A 16456-nucleotide genomic window follows, 5' to 3' on the forward strand; every position below is an offset into this window, starting at 1 on the left:
TCCAGCTCCGGTGCAGCACGACGGTTCGTTCAACCCAGAGGCCCGTTACGACGCCGTGCTGGTGGGCGCTGGAATCATGAGCGCCACCCTGGCGGCGCTGCTCCATGAACTCGACCCGCAGCTGCGAATTCTTCTGGTGGAGCGCCTTGAAGCGCCTGCTCTGGAGAGCAGCGCAGCGGTGAATAACGCCGGCACCGGCCATGCCGCCAACTGCGAGCTGAACTACACCCCGATGCAGGCGGATGGCACCGTCGCGACGGCCAAAGCGGTGGCCATCAATGCCTCGTTTGAACGCAGCCTGGAGTTCTGGAGCTCGCTGCAGGAGCGGGGCGATCTCGACACCAGCAGCTTCCTCCACCAGGCGGCTCACATCAGCGCCGTGTGGACGCCGGAGAACATCGCCTTCCTGCGTCAGCGCTTCAGCCAGCTGAAGGATCTACCAGCCTTTGCGCGGATGCGCTGGAGCGAAGACCAGAGCGAGCTCACCGAGTGGATGCCCCTGGTGATGGCAGGCCGCGATCTCAAGCAGCCGGTGGCGGCCACCCGGATCGATCGGGGCACCGACGTGGATTTCGGCACCCTCACCCGGGCCTACCTGATGCCGTTGCAGCAGAGCGGAGCGCTCAGCGTGGAGTACGGCACCCAGGTGCAAGACCTCAAACGTCTGCGCCGCAGCGACATGACCGAGGCCGACTGGCGCGTTGTGCTTAAAGGCCCCTCGGGCAAAAAAGAAGTGCGTGCTCCTTTCGTTTTCCTCGGTGCCGGGGGTGGTGCTCTCCCGCTGCTGCAACGCTCCGGGATTCCGGAGGCGGCTGATTTCGCGGGCTTCCCGGTGAGCGGCCTCTGGTTGGTCTGCGGTGATGCTCAGCTGGCGGATCGTCAGCGGGTCAAGGTCTACGGCAAGGCGGCGGTGGGAGCTCCGCCGATGTCGGTGCCCCACCTCGACACCCGCTGGATCGATGGCAAGCGGTCGCTGTTGTTCGGCCCCTTTGCGGGCTTCAGCAGCAAGTTCCTCAAGCAGGGTTCCCTGTTGGATTTGCCTGCGTCCGTGCGGGCCACCAATTTGCTGCCGATGCTGCAGGTGGGCGCCACCAATTTCGAACTGGTGCAGTACCTGATCAATCAGCTGCGCCAGAGCCCAGCAGAGCGGCATGAGGCGCTGCAGCAGTTCATGCCCACCGCCCGCGCCGACGATTGGACCCTCTCGGTGGCGGGCCAGCGGGTGCAGATCATCAAACGCAGCAAGCAGGGTGGACGGCTGCAGCTGGGAACCGAGGTGGTGGCCTCCGGCGATGGCTCCCTGGCGGCGCTGCTGGGGGCCTCTCCCGGAGCGAGCACAGCGGTGACGATCATGTTGGAGGTCCTGCAGCGCTGCTTCAAGCAACGGCTCGACAGCGACGCCTGGCAGCAACGCCTGCAAGCGTTGTTGCCCAGCATCCATGACGACCCGCAGCAGGATCCGCAGGTGCTGAACCGGATGCGGGAACGCAGCGATGCCCTGCTGGGGCTCAGCGCCTGAGCGTCATTCCCCCAGGTTCACCAACACCACTCCAGCTGTGATCAAAGCGATGCCGATCAACTGGGCGGGCTGCAGCATCTGGCTGTAGGCAAATCGGCCCACCAGCACGATCACAACAGTGCCGATGCCGCTCCAGAGGGCATACGTAATCCCCAGAGGGATGCTCAGAACCACCTTGGAGAGCAGGGCCATCGCAAGGGCGTAGGCGCTGAACACCAGCAGCGTGGGCAGTGGCCGGGTCATGCCCTCCGACAAGCGCAGGCAGGAGGTGCCGATCACCTCAGCACTGATCGCCAGCAGCAGCAGGGTCCAGGGATTGCTCATGACCACTGGTGCCGCTCCTTAGGATTGTTCCAACGACGCTTTCTGGACCCGAGACGGGATTCCGCCGCTGCATGACCGACGCCCCCGTCTCACGGATCCGCAACTTCTGCATCATTGCCCACATCGACCACGGCAAGTCGACCCTGGCCGACCGCTTGCTGCAGGACACGGGCACCGTGGCCAACCGCGACATGCAGGACCAGTTCCTGGACAACATGGACCTGGAGCGGGAGCGGGGGATCACGATCAAGCTCCAGGCCGCCCGGATGAACTACACGGCGGCCGATGGGGAGCAGTACGTCCTCAACCTGATCGACACCCCAGGCCACGTCGACTTCTCCTATGAGGTGAGCCGCAGCCTTCAGGCCTGCGAAGGGGCCCTGTTGGTGGTGGATGCCAGCCAGGGGGTAGAAGCCCAGACCCTGGCCAATGTGTATCTGGCGCTGGACAACGATCTCGAGATCATCCCGGTGCTCAACAAGATCGACCTGCCCGGTGCGGATCCGGATCGGATCAAGGAGGAAGTGGAGGCGATCATCGGCCTTGATTGCGACAATGCCATCCCCTGCTCGGCCAAGACCGGCATGGGTGTGCCCGAGATCCTGCAGGCGGTGGTGGACCGGGTGCCCCCGCCAAAGGATGCGGTGGAGGAACCCACCAAGGCCCTGATCTTCGACTCCTATTACGACCCCTACCGGGGCGTGATCGTCTACTTCCGGGTGATGAGCGGCCGGATCAACTGCAAAGACAAGGTGCTGTTGATGGCCAGCAAGAAGACCTATGAGCTCGATGAGATCGGGATCATGGCGCCGGATCAGAAGAAGGTGGATGAGCTCCACGCTGGTGAGGTGGGCTACCTAGCTGCGTCAATCAAAGCGGTGGCTGATGCGCGTGTGGGCGACACGATCACGTTGGTGAACGCACCGGCGGATGAGCCTTTGCCCGGTTACACCGAGGCAAAGCCGATGGTGTTCTGCGGCCTGTTCCCCACCGAGGCTGATCAGTACCCGGATCTGCGCGATGCGCTCGACAAGCTGCAGCTCTCCGATGCGGCGCTGAAGTACGAGCCGGAAACCAGCAGCGCCATGGGCTTTGGCTTCCGCTGCGGCTTCCTTGGCCTGCTGCACATGGAGATCGTGCAGGAGCGGCTCGAACGCGAGTACGACCTCGATCTGATCGTCACCGCGCCATCGGTGATTTACAAGGTGAACATGATCGATGGCTCCGAGGTGATGGTGGACAACCCCGCCACACTTCCCGATCCGCAGAAGCGTGAGTCGATTGAAGAGCCCTACGTGCGTATGGAGATCTATGCGCCGAACGACTACAACGGCGCCTTGATGGGCCTGTGCCAGGAGCGGCGCGGCGATTACATCGACATGAAGTACATCACTACCGATCGGGTGACGTTGATCTACGAATTACCGCTGGCCGAAGTGGTGACCGACTTCTTCGATCAGATGAAGACACGCACCCAGGGCTACGCCTCGATGGAATACAGCCTGATTGGCTACCGCAAGAACCAGCTGGTGCGGCTGGATGTGCTGATCAACGGTGAGCGGGCCGATGCCCTCACCACGATCGTTCATCAAGACAAGGCTTACAACGTGGGCAAAGCGTTGGTAGAAAAACTCAAGGAGCTGATTCCTCGCCAGCAGTTCAAGATTCCGATTCAGGCTTCGATCGGCAGCCGGATCATTGCCTCCACCAGCATCAGTGCCATCCGCAAGGATGTGCTCGCCAAGTGCTACGGCGGCGACATTTCACGCAAGAAGAAACTGCTGAAGAAGCAGGCCAAGGGCAAGAAGCGGATGAAGGCCATGGGCAAGGTGGATGTGCCCCAAGAGGCCTTCATGGCTGTGTTGAAGCTGAATGATGGCTAGTGGGAATTGAAGTTTGATCGTTTGAAGTTGAATGCAAATTGTATTGACTTCGTTATGTCTTTCAAGAGAATGAATGCATTAAATATCATCAACTCTTATGTATTCGCCAGAGGTTTTGCTCGACAGAAGTTGCATCCACTCTGAATTAAGGCCTACGCTTGTTGTGTTGAGCTTGATTGATTTGTCGCCATCGCTTACTCGCGATGCGTTTAGAGCAGCGTAGTGGTCAGCGACGGAGTCGTAATCATTGCTGCTCCATGTGAACCCATCGCGGTCTTTATTGGGTTTGCCATCAGATAAGAAATAGATTGTGTCTGTGAGTCTGTCGCTAAATGCGGTGTCCAATGTGTCCCACGGCATTGTTCCTCCCCAGTATTTGGGATCGCTGTTGCTGAGGCTATTTACAAATCTGATGGCTGATTGACGTGTTTCTGAATTGCTAGGTCCCAGCTCGACAAGTTCATTGCGACTGTCTTCCCAGACTTTGTTGTTTCGGTATCCACTTGTGCTGAATGATGCAAGGCCAACTTTTGTGTAATCAGGAAGATTGTTGATGATGTCGATCATTTCATGTTGGAGTGCTTCCATCCGGGTGAAGCTGCAAATTCTGGTCGTACGGAAGTAGCCGCGTTCGGGATCGTAGAAGCGTCTGCGCGTGTTCCCGTATTCACCACTCCAGGCCACGCAGGCACTCATCGAGCCTGAGCCATCGAGGATAAAACGTAAATTTCTACTGGTAATGTTCTGGAAGAAAGCACCACCGGGGTATCCGCTTCCTTCCCCACTATCGGTTGCGTTGTAGCCAAACCGAACGCGTTTATCAGCTCGTGCAAAGGCTGAAAAGTATAGATCCTGTTTGGTTTGGGACTTCACACCATTGGTGTTCTCAAGAAAGCTTGCAGAGATTTTGTAGGGATTGCTTTTGGTGTCGTCAAGTTCATATGGATCGATAAATTTTACAAGTTTTGTGTTGATGTCTGTTTGGATTCTCAGTGCTGGCTCTTGTGATACTCGTGCGGGAGACTTGCTTCCAGTGAATGCAAAGCTTGTCTGATTTAAAATATTGCTCAGTGTTTTTCTTTCTGGGCATTGTTCATTTTCAGGTAAATCATCTTCTTCGCAGGGAATTGTGCCAATATCATCCAGGATTCTGCTGATGAATATGTCGGATTCAATCTGTTCATTGGCTATTGAAGTATCGGTTTTGTTGTCTTCTTCTGAAAAATATGTACCATCCATGTTGAGTGGTGAACCGCAACGCAGCAGCGCATATCCGCGTCCATCTCTGCTCAGACCAATTCCATAAATGACTGGATCATCCAGTTCGACCATGTTGATTCCAAAGACAGGATTGAATCCCGCCGCTTGAGGCAAGGCTTTGCAGTCGTTGATAATGTCGTTGTATTGCGTGAGATCGGTATCTTCTTCCCCTTCTTGCACCCCTTCGGTGCGTGCAACCAGGATATTCATGCTCCGTTCAATCTCGGAGCGCATCAGGCGTAAGCCGTTTGTTGTATTTTGCCTCAGTGTTGCCTTGCCATGGGACTCAGAGATCAACGTTTGGCTTGTGCGCAGCCCAGTCGATGCGGCTCCAATAATGAGTGTTCCAGCGATGACGCCAATCAATAGTTCAGGAACTGTGAAGCCAGTTTCTTTTCCTCTTTGAGCAATACCTTGTTGCTTTGAGAGTCTAATCATCGCCTGTTACCTGATGATTGTGCGTAGAATAAATCTGCCATTACCATGGCTTTTTTAAAGAAATTAGCTGTGAGTTGTTCCTGAGAATATCCTGAATCATTCTGTTATGTTGTTGTGCAAGAGCCGGTGCTGATTGGTAATGTTGGATCCTCGAGTTTCCAGATTCCGTTAGAGACTTCACCGGTTCCATCAATTTGTACACAGCGGATATCGAGCTTGTTCTTGTTGGCTACGCAAGCTGTGGCATCTTCTGTAGACAATGATTGGTTGTGGCAGATGAGAAATGTGATTTGCTCTGCATTCAAGGTTGTGCCTGGCGGTGTAAATCCGAAATTTGTTGAGCTAACGGCGACACGCACAGCCTTTGACTCTGGCGTTGATTCGAATTGAACCATCCGGAGATTGTCTTGATCTCTGCCTGTCAGCGTGCTGAGTGAATAACCAGGTGCACCGGTGTTGCAGTCAGGGTTATTGGTGAGCTCGCTGATCTCAGAGTTGCAGCATTGCATTGTTGTTGTATTTTTACTGCTCTGTTGACTAAATTCAATAAGATCACTTGGTGATTTAAATGAATATGCTACTGGGAATTCGATTTCACAGCTGGTTTTTTGCTTGCCAAGTTTTGCCTTTAAATCCAGTAATCCAGACTCAAGTTTTATTGCATAGCCGTTAACATCTTTTTGCCAGCGATTTCTCGCAATCGTTGGTACTGTCGCGGCTGTGGCGATCGATAGAAGTGATAGTGCAACCACCATCTCAACTAAAGTGAATCCATTTTTTTGCCTTTTCATAGGAGGGAATAGCATTGGGACGAAAAGTTTGGATTGACTTCGATTCTCCGTTGTTCACCACCAACTGCGGTTTCAGGTGCTTCGAAGCTGTAGGTCAATACCAAGAGATATGGATCACTGTTGTTCCATTCCATTGCTACTTCAGGGTTTGGACTGTTGCCTGCTACATCAGCTCTTTGAAGGTGATTCATTAGAAATGTGCTGGGGTCTTGGCAAGCTGTCTCCAGACTTGTGTCGAGCCCCGTCTCGGATTCGATGGCATCCACTGTTAAGTAGGAATCCTGCATTTGAACCAATTGGATATGATCATTGATTGCAGCTTCAATCCTGTTGCGCGAGGATTGGTTGTGACTTGCCGCCATTGCGCTAACCCCAAAGCGGCCGACGGCTGTCATCACTGCGGCCACGATGAGGCCGGCAATCAAGGTTTCGATCATGGTGAAACCAGAAGCATCAGAAGATCTTTTGGCTCTGGATCGGAGTTGAATGAATGGATGTTTCATCGAGATGACTTCACTTCACTGATATGGTTCATTAAATGCTTCTTGATTCCTCCGTCGTTTACTAAAAATAGTTTAAGGGAGATCGATTTGCTTGATCTGAGTTTTTCTGTGTAACGGCTTTAAATGTTTGGAAGGGATGGCTGAATGTTCCCTGAGGATCTTTGTTGCATCTCTAGGTATCTACCAGCGCTCAAAGGTATCAAGGCTTGTGCCTCGAATGGCTCTGGTGACCATTCGCCCATATCCTGCATAATTAAATCGGCTCAGCCACCCCCAATTGTCGTTCGCTCGTTGAACGATAGGTGTCCCACTTTGATTGGTGTTTAACGTGAATGATGCGGGATTGTCGTTCTCGTCTAAAACGCAGATGCTGCTTGCCCATGCGAGCCCGTTGAGCATTGCATTGCTGGGCCGAATCGTGCCGGTAGGAAGATAAAGCAGGGCGTAGGGGAGGTTGTCACCGGTGAAACTTAGTGATCGAACCTTTGTGTTGCAGGAGTCTGCTGGAGCAGCTCCCGTGGTTGCCATGATCACCAGTTGTTCAGGGTTCTCATTGCAGGTTGAACCTCCTGGATTCACGCTGCAAATTTTTGCTGAACCTGTGAGGTTGATTGCACGTGTGAACTTTGGGTCTTCTGGGTAAGCAACTGGTTGTTCCAGATGCAAGACAACCGCCCTCTCATCTGTTGTCTCAATATGCAGCTCGGTGTCGTTCAGATTGATATGGTCAAGATAGACATGACAGTCAAATTGATTTGATTCTTTGCAGAGTATGTCTGTTGTTAGTGTGATTATTGATGCATCTGAATTAATTTCGATTCCTTCGTTTGTTGCTGTTCGAAAATCTCCTGAATTCGTGAGGCCATAGTCTCCAGCATCGGTTTGATCAGCATCACGTATGCACACTGCTTCGCCACAGGGAAGTGCTGGATAAAGAATGGGTGTGCCATCGGCATTGAGGTCAATAGCGCCGTCTCCATCTCGATCACCTGCTGCTGGTGCACTGTCGTCAAAGCTCCACATGCGAATTGTTTCTCCTCCGCTTCCATTGGTGGTGTCGTTGATGGGGTCTTTTTCGAACAGGTTGGCCGGCGGCATACCGCTCACACCACGTCTTTGGGTGTCGATATTGATTGGCCACACCTGGTTGACCAGGTCTTTCCCTGCTAAGGCGTCGTTGCTGGATCCCACATCTGCCAGGAGCGATGAATCGCTGCAGCCACTTGCGTATTGGGATGCCAGGTAATTGCCTGGCGTGTTCGTGAGATAGAAGATGTTGCCTGGGCCATTGATCTTCGTATCATTCAAGCGGAGATTGTGGCCGCTCATCACACTCCAGTCTCCAGCGCCAGCAACTTTGGAGCTCACATAAAGCGATCGTCGCAACAACGCTCGTGCCATGACCGTATCTCCGCGACTGACGATCCCTTCGATGTAGAACGTTCCTTCTCCATTGCCTGCTGCGGCTGTTGTGTTGTAGCTCCGCAGTCTGTAGCCCACCTGTACATCTTGGCTTCCTCCATCGTTGCGAACAGTGCCGCTGCTAATGGTTATGTTTGGAGCTTCTGCTTCTGTTTGCGCTGGGTATGCTTTGGTGTAGTTGTTGACTGGTGTGCAGAGCTCAACCAGTTCAAAACCCTCTGAATTGGGTGATGCCCAACCCCATTGCCCTTCACTGTTGTTGAGCGAGAGCAGATAGCCTGTGTACTTGTTGCGGTCATCACGGTTGATGTCGCTGATGATTCGGTTCAGGCCATTCAGCGCTGCAGATTCAGCCATCTGTTGATAACTTTCTGATGCACCAAGCTTGCGTGCCATGATTTGACGCACCATCAAGCTTGTGCTTCCTGCCACCAGTACCGTTCCCATCAACAAGGCCATGACCATGGCCATTCCTTCCTCGCCTTTCGCGACTGTTCGTTGCTTTGATGTGTTGGCTTTGTTGGGAAAGGTTTGGTTGGTCATGGCTTAGCCGCAGTTGGGGGTATTGGCGGGATCTGTGCCACTGCCGCTGGTTAGATCGCTGGCACCGTTGCTGACGTTGAAGCAGCTGCGGATTTTGTGGAAAGCTGCTTCTTTAAGTTCCTGTTCCTCGCGATCGTCTGGATCACTGACGGGTGTTTTGACGAAACAGTTTGCTGTTAGTAAGTAGGTTGATTCACTTGGACCCTCTACAGAGAGTTCATAGTTGGTTCTCGGTAGTGTGATTGGGGTGTCAAGATCACCAGTTGCAGGTCCGTTGCTTGTCATGACTGCAGCGATACTTGATAAGTCGTCCCAGGTTCTTGGCGCCTCTCCTGTTGCATCAATGTGAGCACTGATGATTGGAGGGATTGTCATTAATTTTGCCCTTGTTTCACTACATTTTGCCTTTTGTTGGCTTGCTATGTAATTGGGATAGGCAATTGATCCAAGAGTTCCCATCATGGCAGCGGTAGCCACTAGCTCTGTGATGCTGAATCCATTTTTTCTCAGATTGGTGGTATTTTTTGGGGTTCTTGTCTTAGTCATTTTGTTCGTAGTGGTGAATTTTTTAATTTAAATATTTTGCAGTATTCCTGGCGGAGTTGTGGTTTTGTTTGCTCACAGTTTTGATAAGTGCATTGCTTTGCGTATTAAATCTGTGAGCTTTTTGCTCCCTTTTCCATCAGGTATCTGTGCCATCTTTGTGCATCGCTCAGTAACTCCCTGGGGTTGCTCCCAGGGAGCTTTGTCTGGGTTTTGTGATCGAAGGCGGTAATGTTGTGTTGAGCCGCTGTTTGTGTCATTCAGCGTCTTGTGCTTTTGCTGGCGTGGCAGCGAAATCTGTGACTTCGCCGGTGGACGCATTCAGCAAGTATTCTTGAGGTGTCGTTGTTCCTGATGTTGTTGATTGGCATAATTTGGTATTACTTGTATTTGTGCCGCCGAAATCTGTTCCTAGTGTTGGTGTCCACGTAACTTTTCCGAAAGGGATTGGATCTCTAAGATTCAAATCAACTTTTGCCACCGGATTTTCCTGAAGCGCAGCCTTGCAGGCTGTCATAAGTGCCTTGCCTTGTGCATTTGCTGCCGCAATATCTGCTTTGTCTTTTTGTGCCAGGAAGCCAGGTACTGCTACGGACGAAAGTACTCCAAGAATAACAACGGTGATCAGGAGTTCAATAAGGGTGAATCCTTTTTGCAGGGCACTCTCGGTTTTGTTGTGGTTGAGCGAGGCCAGCCGCAGGTTGCTGTTGAGTGTTGTCATGATTGATCTGTATTTGGTGATTGGTTTCGGCACAGAACGTGCTCACAGATCAACCATTACCTATCGCGCTGGCTTATGTAGGTAAGAACGGCTAAAGCTTGCTGAGAGTCGCCTTAGAGGGTTTTGGAGACCTTTATTAGCTCTTCGTTTGGAACCCGGTGGCCTGAAGCTTTTGCAACTGATGTTGTTTTCTTGTCAGCCGTTCCTTTCCCGATCCTTGAGCTGTATTCGCTTCTTGTTTGGATCGTGCATCCATCAAGTCAGCCACCGATCTTGAGCGCTGATGTATTGAGCTCTTGAGGTTGTTCAGATTGTTGGCCACTGCACAGGGGAATGCTTTGCAGCAGCACCACTTTGCTGATGTTGCCTCTTGCTCTCACCGCTTCAGGTGTTCTGCTGCTCAGCAGTTTGTCGTTGCAGACCCTTGTTTTGCATGCGCGCCAGCGCAGCAGCCAGGCGTTGGCTACCGCCAAAACCCGCGATGCCGAGCGTTCGGTGGCGATGGCCTTTCAACAGCACGCCGCCGGTGTCCATGCCTGCCTGTTGGTGTTGCCTTCCTCGGAGTGGGAGGGATCAAAGCGCTGCCCCGGTGCAAACCCTGCAGCGCTTCAATCCGGCCGCGTCGCCGAGCGCGATTGGCAACTGCTGCAGTGGCAACCCCATGGCGTGATGGCTGGGACGCTGCAGCTGCGTTGGAGCGATGGCCATCAGAGCCGCCTGGATCTGGAGCTGCTGCCATGACGCTCACGGAAGTTGTGGTTTCTGCGGTGATCCTGGGGATCAGCAGCCAGGTGTCCCTCCAGGGTTGGTCGCGCACCAGCCAGGCCACTGCCAGTTCGGTCCGTACCGATCAGCAGGTGCGGTTGCTGGAGCAACGGCTCCTGGCCAGTCGACGTGCCTTGGCCAGTGCTGCCGTCGCTGATGTGGATTGCCGTTGGGAGCCTGAGGCGGTGGTCGGGGTTCTGGAGGGTTTGCCCAAGAACGCTGATCTCGAAACCTCCTGGCGGTTTGAACCCTCAGCAGATGGCCTTTGGCTGGCTGTTGAGCTGACGGATCTGTCGAGTCCCAATGCTGCGAATGCGTTCAAGCGGAGTCAGTTGTTGACCCCCGCGGGGCTGGGGCATTGCCCCCGGGAGGCCAACGATGACCAGTGATTTGATGCGTTCTGATGGGTCGAGCAGGAATCAGCCCGATGGCTTCAGCCTGGTGGAGTGCCTGGTTGTTGTGGCGCTGCTGGGGATCCTGGCGACCTTGGCGATTCCCAGCTCCAGTGCCGTGCAACGGCGCCTGGAACTGGACAGTGGCCTACGCCGCTTGCGGGTGGGGCTCGACCGGGGCCGGATGGCCGCAGAACGGAACCGTCAGCCCTGCGCTCTGCAGCTCAGTGTGACCGGTTGGAAGTCGCCTCCGGCAGGCGACCTGCCGGCCTGCCGTGGGGGCGTGACGCTTTTGACGGAGACCGGTGAAGGTGTGTTGGAGCTGCGCAGCAACCTTCCGGACGCCGTTCGCTTCAGCAGCAATGGCCTGGTCCTGGATGGCGGCCTGGTGGTGTTGTCTCACCCCAGCCATGGCCAGGCCTTGTGCCTGGTGATTGGCCTGCCCTTGGGCATCAGCCGCAGCGGTGTTTACCGCGGTGATCCAAGCGGCCCCCTCAGCAGTGCCCTCTGCCTTCCTAGTGATGTGTAGGTCCGGCTCCGCTCAAGGCTTCACGCTGGTGGAGTTGATGCTGGCGGCTCTGCTGGGCACGTTTCTCTGCGGTGTGGTGTTTCAGCTGTTGTTTGCCGAAATCCGCCAGGGCGGCGCGTTGGCTGAAAGCTTGCAGCTCAAGCAATGGCAACGGCGCACGCTGCAATTGGTGAAGCACGATCTGGAGCGTGCCTCCAAGTGGCAGATCGACCCCGATGCTTCAGCCGATTGGCCCTGTGCCTTGGCCGATCGACAACCCAAACTCGCCATTACGCCACGAGATGGCTCCGATCCTGTGGTGTACAGCCTGGGTCCAGCGCCGTCGGCGATCTGGCGTGGTGATGTGTTGATGCGCTGCGGCCCTGCTTTTGATCTCAGGGGCGGGATCCGCAGCGGCAGCAGCTATCTGAACCGTGTCGTCTTGGATGGTGTGGATCGCTTTCAGCTCCACCAGCCGTCAGGTCTGCCGGTGTTGCAGATGCAGCTCGAACAACGCACCCGTCAGGGTGGCCGGGTCCGCCTCCAGGGCGTGGGTTAAGGCTCGCTGATCGGAGCAGGTTCCGGGGCCATCAGGAAGAACACCGTCAGCGCCACTTCAGACAGGGCCAGGAACAGGTGATCCAGCCAGCCGAATTCCACGCCCATGCCCATGGCGGTGATCCAGCTGTTCACCACCACCATCACCGTTGCAAAGATCGCTAAGAGCAGTGCAGGCAGAGGCCGCAGCAGACGGCGTTCCGTCCAGAGCGTCCACAGCAGCGGCAGCAACACCACCGTGCAGACGCCATGCAGGATCCGCATCGATACATCGCTGTGCATGTGGGGTGTGATTGCAGCCCAGAGGTTCACCGGGATCAGCAGTGAGCAGAACACCAAGAACGGAATCATGACGGCAACACCACGGTGAAGCAGCTGCCCTCGCCAAGGCGGCTGTGCACCTCAATGCTGCCGTCCATGCCCTCCACCAGCAGCTTCACAACGGAAAGTCCTAAGCCCGGACCTGTTTTTTCCGGAGCGTTGCTGCCGCGCTGAAAACGTTCAAACACCTTGTTCAGCTCGGTCTCAGGAATGCCGATGCCTTGGTCAATTACATCAATCAACGAGGCACCGTCGCGCTGACGCAGCACCAAGCGGATGGTCGCGTCCTTAGCGGAATACTTCGCGGCGTTTTCAATCAGATCCAGCAGCACCTGGCGTAGGCGGGCCGGATCGGCCTGGGCCACTGCATCACGGGCCGTTGGATCCTCAGGCAGCTCCAACAGCAGGCTGCGGCTGAGGGTGTTGCGCGCCAGGTCCGCCACCTGTTCCAGTTGGTCAGCGAGGCGCACAGGCTCCTTGGTGATCGCCAACCGGCCGGAGTCGCCGCGGGAGAGGTCGAGCAGATCATCCAGCAGCCGGCGCATGCGGATGCTTTCCTCCTCGGCGGTTTGCAGCCCCTTCACCTGGTTGGGGCTGAGGTTGTCGCCCCGTTTGATCGTGCGGTGCAGATAGCCCTGAACGATGGTGAGGGGGGTGCGAAGTTCGTGGCTCACGGCGCTCACGAACTGGCGTTGCTGGCTCCAGGATTGGGCCAGCCGTTCCAGCAGCTCGTTGTAGGTGCGGCTCAGCTGCATCACTTCGATCGGGCCTTCGCCCAGCGGAAGTTTGGCGGTGGCCAGGGTGTCGGCGGTGAGTTGCGAGCTGGCGGCATTGAGTTGATCCAATGGCTGCACCACCCGCCGCACCACCCAGCTCACGCTCAGCAGGGTGATGGCCAGGCAGCTGCCCCAGACCACGATCATCAACACCAGATAGTTGTTCAGGGCCTGAAGGTTGGAGCTGGCCCGTTGGGCCATCCACAGATGGGAGCCATCAGGAAGCTGCTTCACCAGCTCCGTTAGCAGCCGCTCATTGCCGATGTCGATCGTGCGCTGCAACCCCGGCTCACGGCCGGGGTTGGTGGCCATGGCGGTTTGGATGGCGGCCTCCGAAAGAGATCGGTGGATGCGGGGCCTCAGCAGCGTTCCGCTGTTGTCTTCGATCCAGAGGCTGGTGTTGGCGTTGGAGTGGAACAGCAACTCCTGTTCGAGCCGGGCCGGGTCGTCTTGCAGGCCACGGATGGCTTTGTCGCAGAGCGCGATGCTTTGGCGGGCCAACTGTTGATCATTGACCAGCAGATTGCGTTGACCGATCAACAGCCCCACCGATGAGGCCCCGGTGAAGCCGAGGAAGACCACCAAATAGGTGGCCAGTTGCAGCTGCCCTTGCAGGCTGCCCAGCAGCTGTTGTCGCCAGCGGTAGCGAGACGCCATGGCTTCATTCTTCCGCGGTTCGGGAGACAATGCATCTGCCTGAGGCCAACCTGCCTGTGACCCGCAGCCTCTCCACCCGCATGGCCCGTTGGGGCCTGGTGATTGTGGGGATCTACCTGCTGGTGGCCTTGATCACACCGTTGTTGGTGAGTGCTGGCGTCCTTCCGGACGCCAATGCCGGCCTGGAGAACCCGATCTATTCCGCTCCCAGCTGGACCCATTGGTGCGGCACCGACCGGCTCGGCCGGGATGTGTGTGTGCGCACCATGGCCGGCAGTGGAGTGGCGCTTCAGGTGGTGTTGCTGGCGGTGGGTGTGGCCTTGCTGGTGGGTGTGCCCCTGGGCATGGTGAGTGGTTATTTCGGCGGCGCTGTCGATCGCCTGATGGTGCTGCTGATGGACACGCTTTACACCCTGCCGGTGTTGTTGCTTTCGGTGGTGTTGGCCTTTCTGCTGGGCAAGGGCATCCCCAATGCCGCCGCCGCCCTTTGTGTGGTGTATGTGCCGCAGTATTTCCGCGTGGTGCGCAACCAAACCGCCCAGGTGAAGAGCGAGCTGTTTGTGGAGGCCGCCCAGAGCCTCGGGGCGGGGCCGCTCTGGATCCTGCGGCGCTACCTGTTCCGCAACGTGATCACCTCCGTGCCGGTGCTGCTCACCCTCAATGCCGCCGATGCAGTGCTGGTGCTCGGCGGATTGGGATTTCTCGGCCTGGGTCTGCCGGAGACCGTGCCTGAATGGGGTGGTGATCTCAATCTGGCCCTTGCCGCAGTGCCCACAGGGGTGTGGTGGACCGCGCTGTTCCCGGGCTTGGCGATGTTTGTGCTGGTGCTGGGGCTGTCCTTCCTTGGGGAAGGCATTGAGGCCTGGGTGAGCGGCGCAGAAGCCCGGCTCGCGTCAGACTGACCCCATCGGCACGGGTGTGATGGCCTGGTGGATCAGCTTGCTGTTGCTGAGCATGGCCGCGCTGCTCTGGAAAAAGAGCTGCGACAGCTCCGATGACGTGATCGCCTTGCTCGAGCGGATCCTCGCCACCACCTTGATGTTGGTGGTGGTGCTGGTCAGCCGCAATTTGCTGCTGGAAACCGCGGTGTTGATCGCAGCGGTTCAGTTGCCTGGAGTGCCGCGGCGACCGCGCTGATCTCAGGCTGGTTTCGGTGCCTTCACCTCACGGATCGATATCCGGCAGGAGCTGGGGAAGATGGCGTGGGCCGCTTCCACGGCATGGCTGAGATCGGCGGACTGGAGCATTTCTTCGCCCCATTCGTTACCGCAGTGGTAGGTGACCGCGTACTGGTGCAGCTGTTTGTTGTCCATTGCTGACAATCCGCTGCTTTGGTTATGGCCCAGGGTTCACGGAGATACAAGTCTTCCCTTGGATCAGCAGCGCAGCTTCACAGTTCGCGGCAACTCCTCCATCAGCTCCCCCTCCTCACTCAAGGCGGGGTAAGGCCGTTCCTGCTCCCGGCACCAGCGGGCCACCTCGGGGTAGGACCACTCAAACAGCAACTGCTGGTATTGCTCTGGCTTCAGGCCTTCGCCCTGGGTTGGAGCCAGTCCGGCCACCTGGCGTTGGCGCAGCGCTTCAAACAGCAGGGTCGCGGTGGCCACTGACACGTTCAGGGACTGAACCATGCCGCGCATCGGGATGAACAGTGCTTCATCCATCAGGTCCCGGGCCTGATCGGTCAGCCCCCATTTCTCGGCCCCGAGCACGAAGGCGGTGGGGCCGGTGAAGTCGCACTCCCGGTAGTCCTTGGCATCCACCCCGAGATGGGTTCCGTAGAGCCGGAACCCTTTCGCTTTGAGATGGCGGATGGCGGTTTCGGTGTCGGGATGGTCGTGCAGAGGCACCCATTTCTGGCTGCCCTGGGCCGTGCTGTTGAACGTGCGTGGTCGCCCGTCAAAACTCACCGCGTGGGCTTCCAGCGCTCCAACGGCATCACAGCTGCGCAGGATGGCGGAGAGATTGTGCGGTTTCTCCACGTGTTCGAGCAGCACCGTGAGATCCGCCATGCGGTGGTTGAGCACGGATTTCAGCCGCTCAAACCGTCGCGGCAGCAGGGGCATGGGCGGTCAGTCGGGAGAGAGAAACAGGTGGGGTCCTTCCATGCTTTGGGGTCTGGAACGACAATCAAGAAGTCAGCGCTTCCGTGGCCATCCAGATCCCGCCCAAGGATCCCTCCGTTGAACCGTACGTCTCCGGCGGCACGTTTGATCAGCGTGTCTGGAGCCAGGTGGCTCGTATTCCCTACGGTCGGTTGGCGACCTACGGCCAGATCGCTGATTTGATCGGTGCCTTTGGTTGTGCGCGTCAGGTGGGTTGGGCCTTGCGGCGGCTCAAGCTCCCGTCCAGCGTTCCCTGGCACCGCGTGGTGAACGCTCAGGGCCGGATTTCGATGAGCCTCAGCCGTGAGGGCAGTGACTGGATCCAGCGGGATCTTCTGCTGGCTGAGGGCATTCCAGTGGATGAGGAAGGACGCTTGCCGCTGCGTCAGTTCCTCTGGCACCCGGACGCCCATGCTGGGGACTGATG

Annotated in this window: 20 protein-coding genes; 9 read left to right on the forward strand and 11 right to left on the reverse strand. The window is 56.6% G+C overall.

All coding sequences use genetic code 11. The features are described from left to right. The first annotated feature begins 10 nt into the window (after positions 1-10). Complete coding sequence (locus SynRS9907_RS03765; RefSeq protein WP_188022349.1) at positions 11-1519, forward strand: malate:quinone oxidoreductase; 1509 nt, start codon at positions 11-13, stop codon at positions 1517-1519. A gap of 3 nt (positions 1520-1522) precedes the next feature. On the opposite strand, the gene SynRS9907_RS03770 is transcribed toward SynRS9907_RS03765, so the two are convergent. Further along, a complete protein-coding gene (locus SynRS9907_RS03770; protein WP_186542016.1) occupies positions 1523-1843 on the reverse strand; it encodes a multidrug efflux SMR transporter in 321 nt (106 codons plus the stop codon). A 71-nt stretch (positions 1844-1914) separates the two neighbouring features. Here SynRS9907_RS03770 and lepA point away from each other — a divergent pair, with 71 nt between their 5' ends. Next, positions 1915-3726 carry a translation elongation factor 4 gene (gene lepA / locus SynRS9907_RS03775; RefSeq protein ID WP_188021852.1) on the forward strand — a complete coding sequence of 604 codons (1812 nt, stop codon included), beginning with the start codon at positions 1915-1917 and terminating at the stop codon, positions 3724-3726. A gap of 78 nt (positions 3727-3804) precedes the next feature. Here lepA and SynRS9907_RS03780 read toward each other — a convergent pair whose 3' ends face one another. The 6 genes from SynRS9907_RS03780 to SynRS9907_RS03805 form a co-directional block, all read right to left on the reverse strand. Then, on the reverse strand, positions 3805-5424 hold the full coding sequence (locus tag SynRS9907_RS03780) for a VWA domain-containing protein (RefSeq protein WP_188021853.1): 1620 nt from the start codon (positions 5422-5424) through the stop codon (positions 3805-3807). A 104-nt stretch (positions 5425-5528) separates the two neighbouring features. Then, positions 5529-6230: a type II secretion system protein gene (locus tag SynRS9907_RS03785; RefSeq protein WP_188021854.1), complete on the reverse strand. Its 702-nt coding sequence runs from the start codon at positions 6228-6230 to the stop codon at positions 5529-5531. Continuing rightward, positions 6212-6652, reverse strand: a complete 441-nt coding sequence (locus tag SynRS9907_RS03790; protein WP_188021855.1) for a hypothetical protein — start codon at positions 6650-6652, stop codon at positions 6212-6214. The genes SynRS9907_RS03785 and SynRS9907_RS03790 overlap by 19 nt, the downstream gene beginning before the upstream one ends. A gap of 246 nt (positions 6653-6898) precedes the next feature. Beyond that, positions 6899-8683 carry a hypothetical protein gene (locus SynRS9907_RS03795; RefSeq protein ID WP_188021856.1) on the reverse strand — a complete coding sequence of 595 codons (1785 nt, stop codon included), beginning with the start codon at positions 8681-8683 and terminating at the stop codon, positions 6899-6901. A 3-nt stretch (positions 8684-8686) separates the two neighbouring features. Next, positions 8687-9160: a hypothetical protein gene (locus tag SynRS9907_RS03800; protein ID WP_188021857.1), complete on the reverse strand. Its 474-nt coding sequence runs from the start codon at positions 9158-9160 to the stop codon at positions 8687-8689. 322 nt (positions 9161-9482) lie between these two features. Next, a complete protein-coding gene (locus SynRS9907_RS03805) occupies positions 9483-9947 on the reverse strand; it encodes a type II secretion system protein (protein WP_188021858.1) in 465 nt (154 codons plus the stop codon). Positions 9948-10307: 360 nt separating this feature from the next. Between SynRS9907_RS03805 and SynRS9907_RS03810 the strand changes: the two genes are divergently transcribed. Genes SynRS9907_RS03810 through SynRS9907_RS03825 form a run of 4 tightly spaced genes read left to right on the forward strand, consistent with a single transcriptional unit; the run spans position 10308 to position 12171 of the window. Continuing rightward, complete coding sequence (locus SynRS9907_RS03810; protein ID WP_188021859.1) at positions 10308-10688, forward strand: hypothetical protein; 381 nt, start codon at positions 10308-10310, stop codon at positions 10686-10688. After that, positions 10685-11101, forward strand: coding sequence for a hypothetical protein (locus SynRS9907_RS03815; protein WP_188021860.1), 417 nt, complete (start codon positions 10685-10687; stop codon positions 11099-11101). Before SynRS9907_RS03810 ends, SynRS9907_RS03815 begins: the two co-directional genes overlap by 4 nt. Before the next feature lie 4 nt (positions 11102-11105). Continuing rightward, positions 11106-11633 (forward strand): Tfp pilus assembly protein FimT/FimU, encoded by a 528-nt coding sequence (locus SynRS9907_RS03820; protein WP_188022350.1) that lies wholly within the window; start codon positions 11106-11108, stop codon positions 11631-11633. Then, positions 11626-12171: a PilW family protein gene (locus SynRS9907_RS03825; RefSeq protein ID WP_188021861.1), complete on the forward strand. Its 546-nt coding sequence runs from the start codon at positions 11626-11628 to the stop codon at positions 12169-12171. Before SynRS9907_RS03820 ends, SynRS9907_RS03825 begins: the two co-directional genes overlap by 8 nt. Here SynRS9907_RS03825 and SynRS9907_RS03830 read toward each other — a convergent pair. Together SynRS9907_RS03830 and SynRS9907_RS03835 are read right to left on the reverse strand one after the other, a co-directional pair. Beyond that, the gene (locus SynRS9907_RS03830; protein ID WP_188021862.1) at positions 12168-12521 is read right to left on the reverse strand and encodes a hypothetical protein; all 354 of its coding nucleotides are present in this window, start codon (positions 12519-12521) and stop codon (positions 12168-12170) included. The genes SynRS9907_RS03825 and SynRS9907_RS03830 overlap by 4 nt on opposite strands. Further along, positions 12518-13924: a sensor histidine kinase KdpD gene (locus SynRS9907_RS03835; protein WP_188021863.1), complete on the reverse strand. Its 1407-nt coding sequence runs from the start codon at positions 13922-13924 to the stop codon at positions 12518-12520. The genes SynRS9907_RS03830 and SynRS9907_RS03835 overlap by 4 nt, the downstream gene beginning before the upstream one ends. Before the next feature lie 29 nt (positions 13925-13953). Here SynRS9907_RS03835 and SynRS9907_RS03840 point away from each other — a divergent pair, with 29 nt between their 5' ends. Together SynRS9907_RS03840 and SynRS9907_RS03845 are read left to right on the forward strand one after the other, a co-directional pair. Then, entirely contained in the window at positions 13954-14826 is an 873-nt protein-coding gene (locus tag SynRS9907_RS03840; protein ID WP_188021864.1) for an ABC transporter permease, read from the forward strand. A gap of 19 nt (positions 14827-14845) precedes the next feature. Then, a complete protein-coding gene (locus SynRS9907_RS03845) occupies positions 14846-15061 on the forward strand; it encodes a hypothetical protein (RefSeq protein ID WP_188021865.1) in 216 nt (71 codons plus the stop codon). A 2-nt stretch (positions 15062-15063) separates the two neighbouring features. On the opposite strand, the gene SynRS9907_RS03850 is transcribed toward SynRS9907_RS03845, so the two are convergent. After that, positions 15064-15237, reverse strand: a complete 174-nt coding sequence (locus SynRS9907_RS03850; protein ID WP_188021866.1) for a hypothetical protein — start codon at positions 15235-15237, stop codon at positions 15064-15066. Between the two features lie 63 nt (positions 15238-15300). Beyond that, positions 15301-15990: a tRNA (guanosine(18)-2'-O)-methyltransferase TrmH gene (trmH, locus tag SynRS9907_RS03855; RefSeq protein WP_188021867.1), complete on the reverse strand. Its 690-nt coding sequence runs from the start codon at positions 15988-15990 to the stop codon at positions 15301-15303. Between the two features lie 83 nt (positions 15991-16073). On the opposite strand from trmH, the gene SynRS9907_RS03860 reads away from it, so the two are divergent. Then, a complete protein-coding gene (locus tag SynRS9907_RS03860; RefSeq protein WP_244276054.1) occupies positions 16074-16454 on the forward strand; it encodes an MGMT family protein in 381 nt (126 codons plus the stop codon). Positions 16455-16456 lie beyond the last annotated feature (2 nt).

The sequence above is a fragment of the Synechococcus sp. RS9907 genome, assembly GCF_014279615.1.
Lineage (GTDB): Bacteria > Cyanobacteriota > Cyanobacteriia > PCC-6307 > Cyanobiaceae > Parasynechococcus.

Coding starts and splice junctions, on each gene's coding strand:
- SynRS9907_RS03830 (WP_188021862.1), bottom strand. CDS start 12,521: ATGATTCCGTTCTTGGTGTTCTGCTCACTGCTGATCCCGGTGAACCTC.
- SynRS9907_RS03805 (WP_188021858.1), bottom strand. CDS start 9,947: ATGACAACACTCAACAGCAACCTGCGGCTGGCCTCGCTCAACCACAAC.
- lepA (WP_188021852.1), top strand. CDS start 1,915: ATGACCGACGCCCCCGTCTCACGGATCCGCAACTTCTGCATCATTGCC.
- SynRS9907_RS03770 (WP_186542016.1), bottom strand. CDS start 1,843: ATGAGCAATCCCTGGACCCTGCTGCTGCTGGCGATCAGTGCTGAGGTG.
- SynRS9907_RS03845 (WP_188021865.1), top strand. CDS start 14,846: ATGGCCTGGTGGATCAGCTTGCTGTTGCTGAGCATGGCCGCGCTGCTC.
- SynRS9907_RS03780 (WP_188021853.1), bottom strand. CDS start 5,424: ATGATTAGACTCTCAAAGCAACAAGGTATTGCTCAAAGAGGAAAAGAA.
- SynRS9907_RS03820 (WP_188022350.1), top strand. CDS start 11,106: ATGCGTTCTGATGGGTCGAGCAGGAATCAGCCCGATGGCTTCAGCCTG.
- SynRS9907_RS03850 (WP_188021866.1), bottom strand. CDS start 15,237: ATGGACAACAAACAGCTGCACCAGTACGCGGTCACCTACCACTGCGGT.
- SynRS9907_RS03815 (WP_188021860.1), top strand. CDS start 10,685: ATGACGCTCACGGAAGTTGTGGTTTCTGCGGTGATCCTGGGGATCAGC.
- SynRS9907_RS03835 (WP_188021863.1), bottom strand. CDS start 13,924: ATGGCGTCTCGCTACCGCTGGCGACAACAGCTGCTGGGCAGCCTGCAA.
- SynRS9907_RS03790 (WP_188021855.1), bottom strand. CDS start 6,652: ATGATCGAAACCTTGATTGCCGGCCTCATCGTGGCCGCAGTGATGACA.
- SynRS9907_RS03785 (WP_188021854.1), bottom strand. CDS start 6,230: ATGCTATTCCCTCCTATGAAAAGGCAAAAAAATGGATTCACTTTAGTT.
- SynRS9907_RS03825 (WP_188021861.1), top strand. CDS start 11,626: ATGTGTAGGTCCGGCTCCGCTCAAGGCTTCACGCTGGTGGAGTTGATG.
- SynRS9907_RS03840 (WP_188021864.1), top strand. CDS start 13,954: ATGCATCTGCCTGAGGCCAACCTGCCTGTGACCCGCAGCCTCTCCACC.
- SynRS9907_RS03795 (WP_188021856.1), bottom strand. CDS start 8,683: ATGACCAACCAAACCTTTCCCAACAAAGCCAACACATCAAAGCAACGA.
- SynRS9907_RS03810 (WP_188021859.1), top strand. CDS start 10,308: ATGTTGCCTCTTGCTCTCACCGCTTCAGGTGTTCTGCTGCTCAGCAGT.
- trmH (WP_188021867.1), bottom strand. CDS start 15,990: ATGCCCCTGCTGCCGCGACGGTTTGAGCGGCTGAAATCCGTGCTCAAC.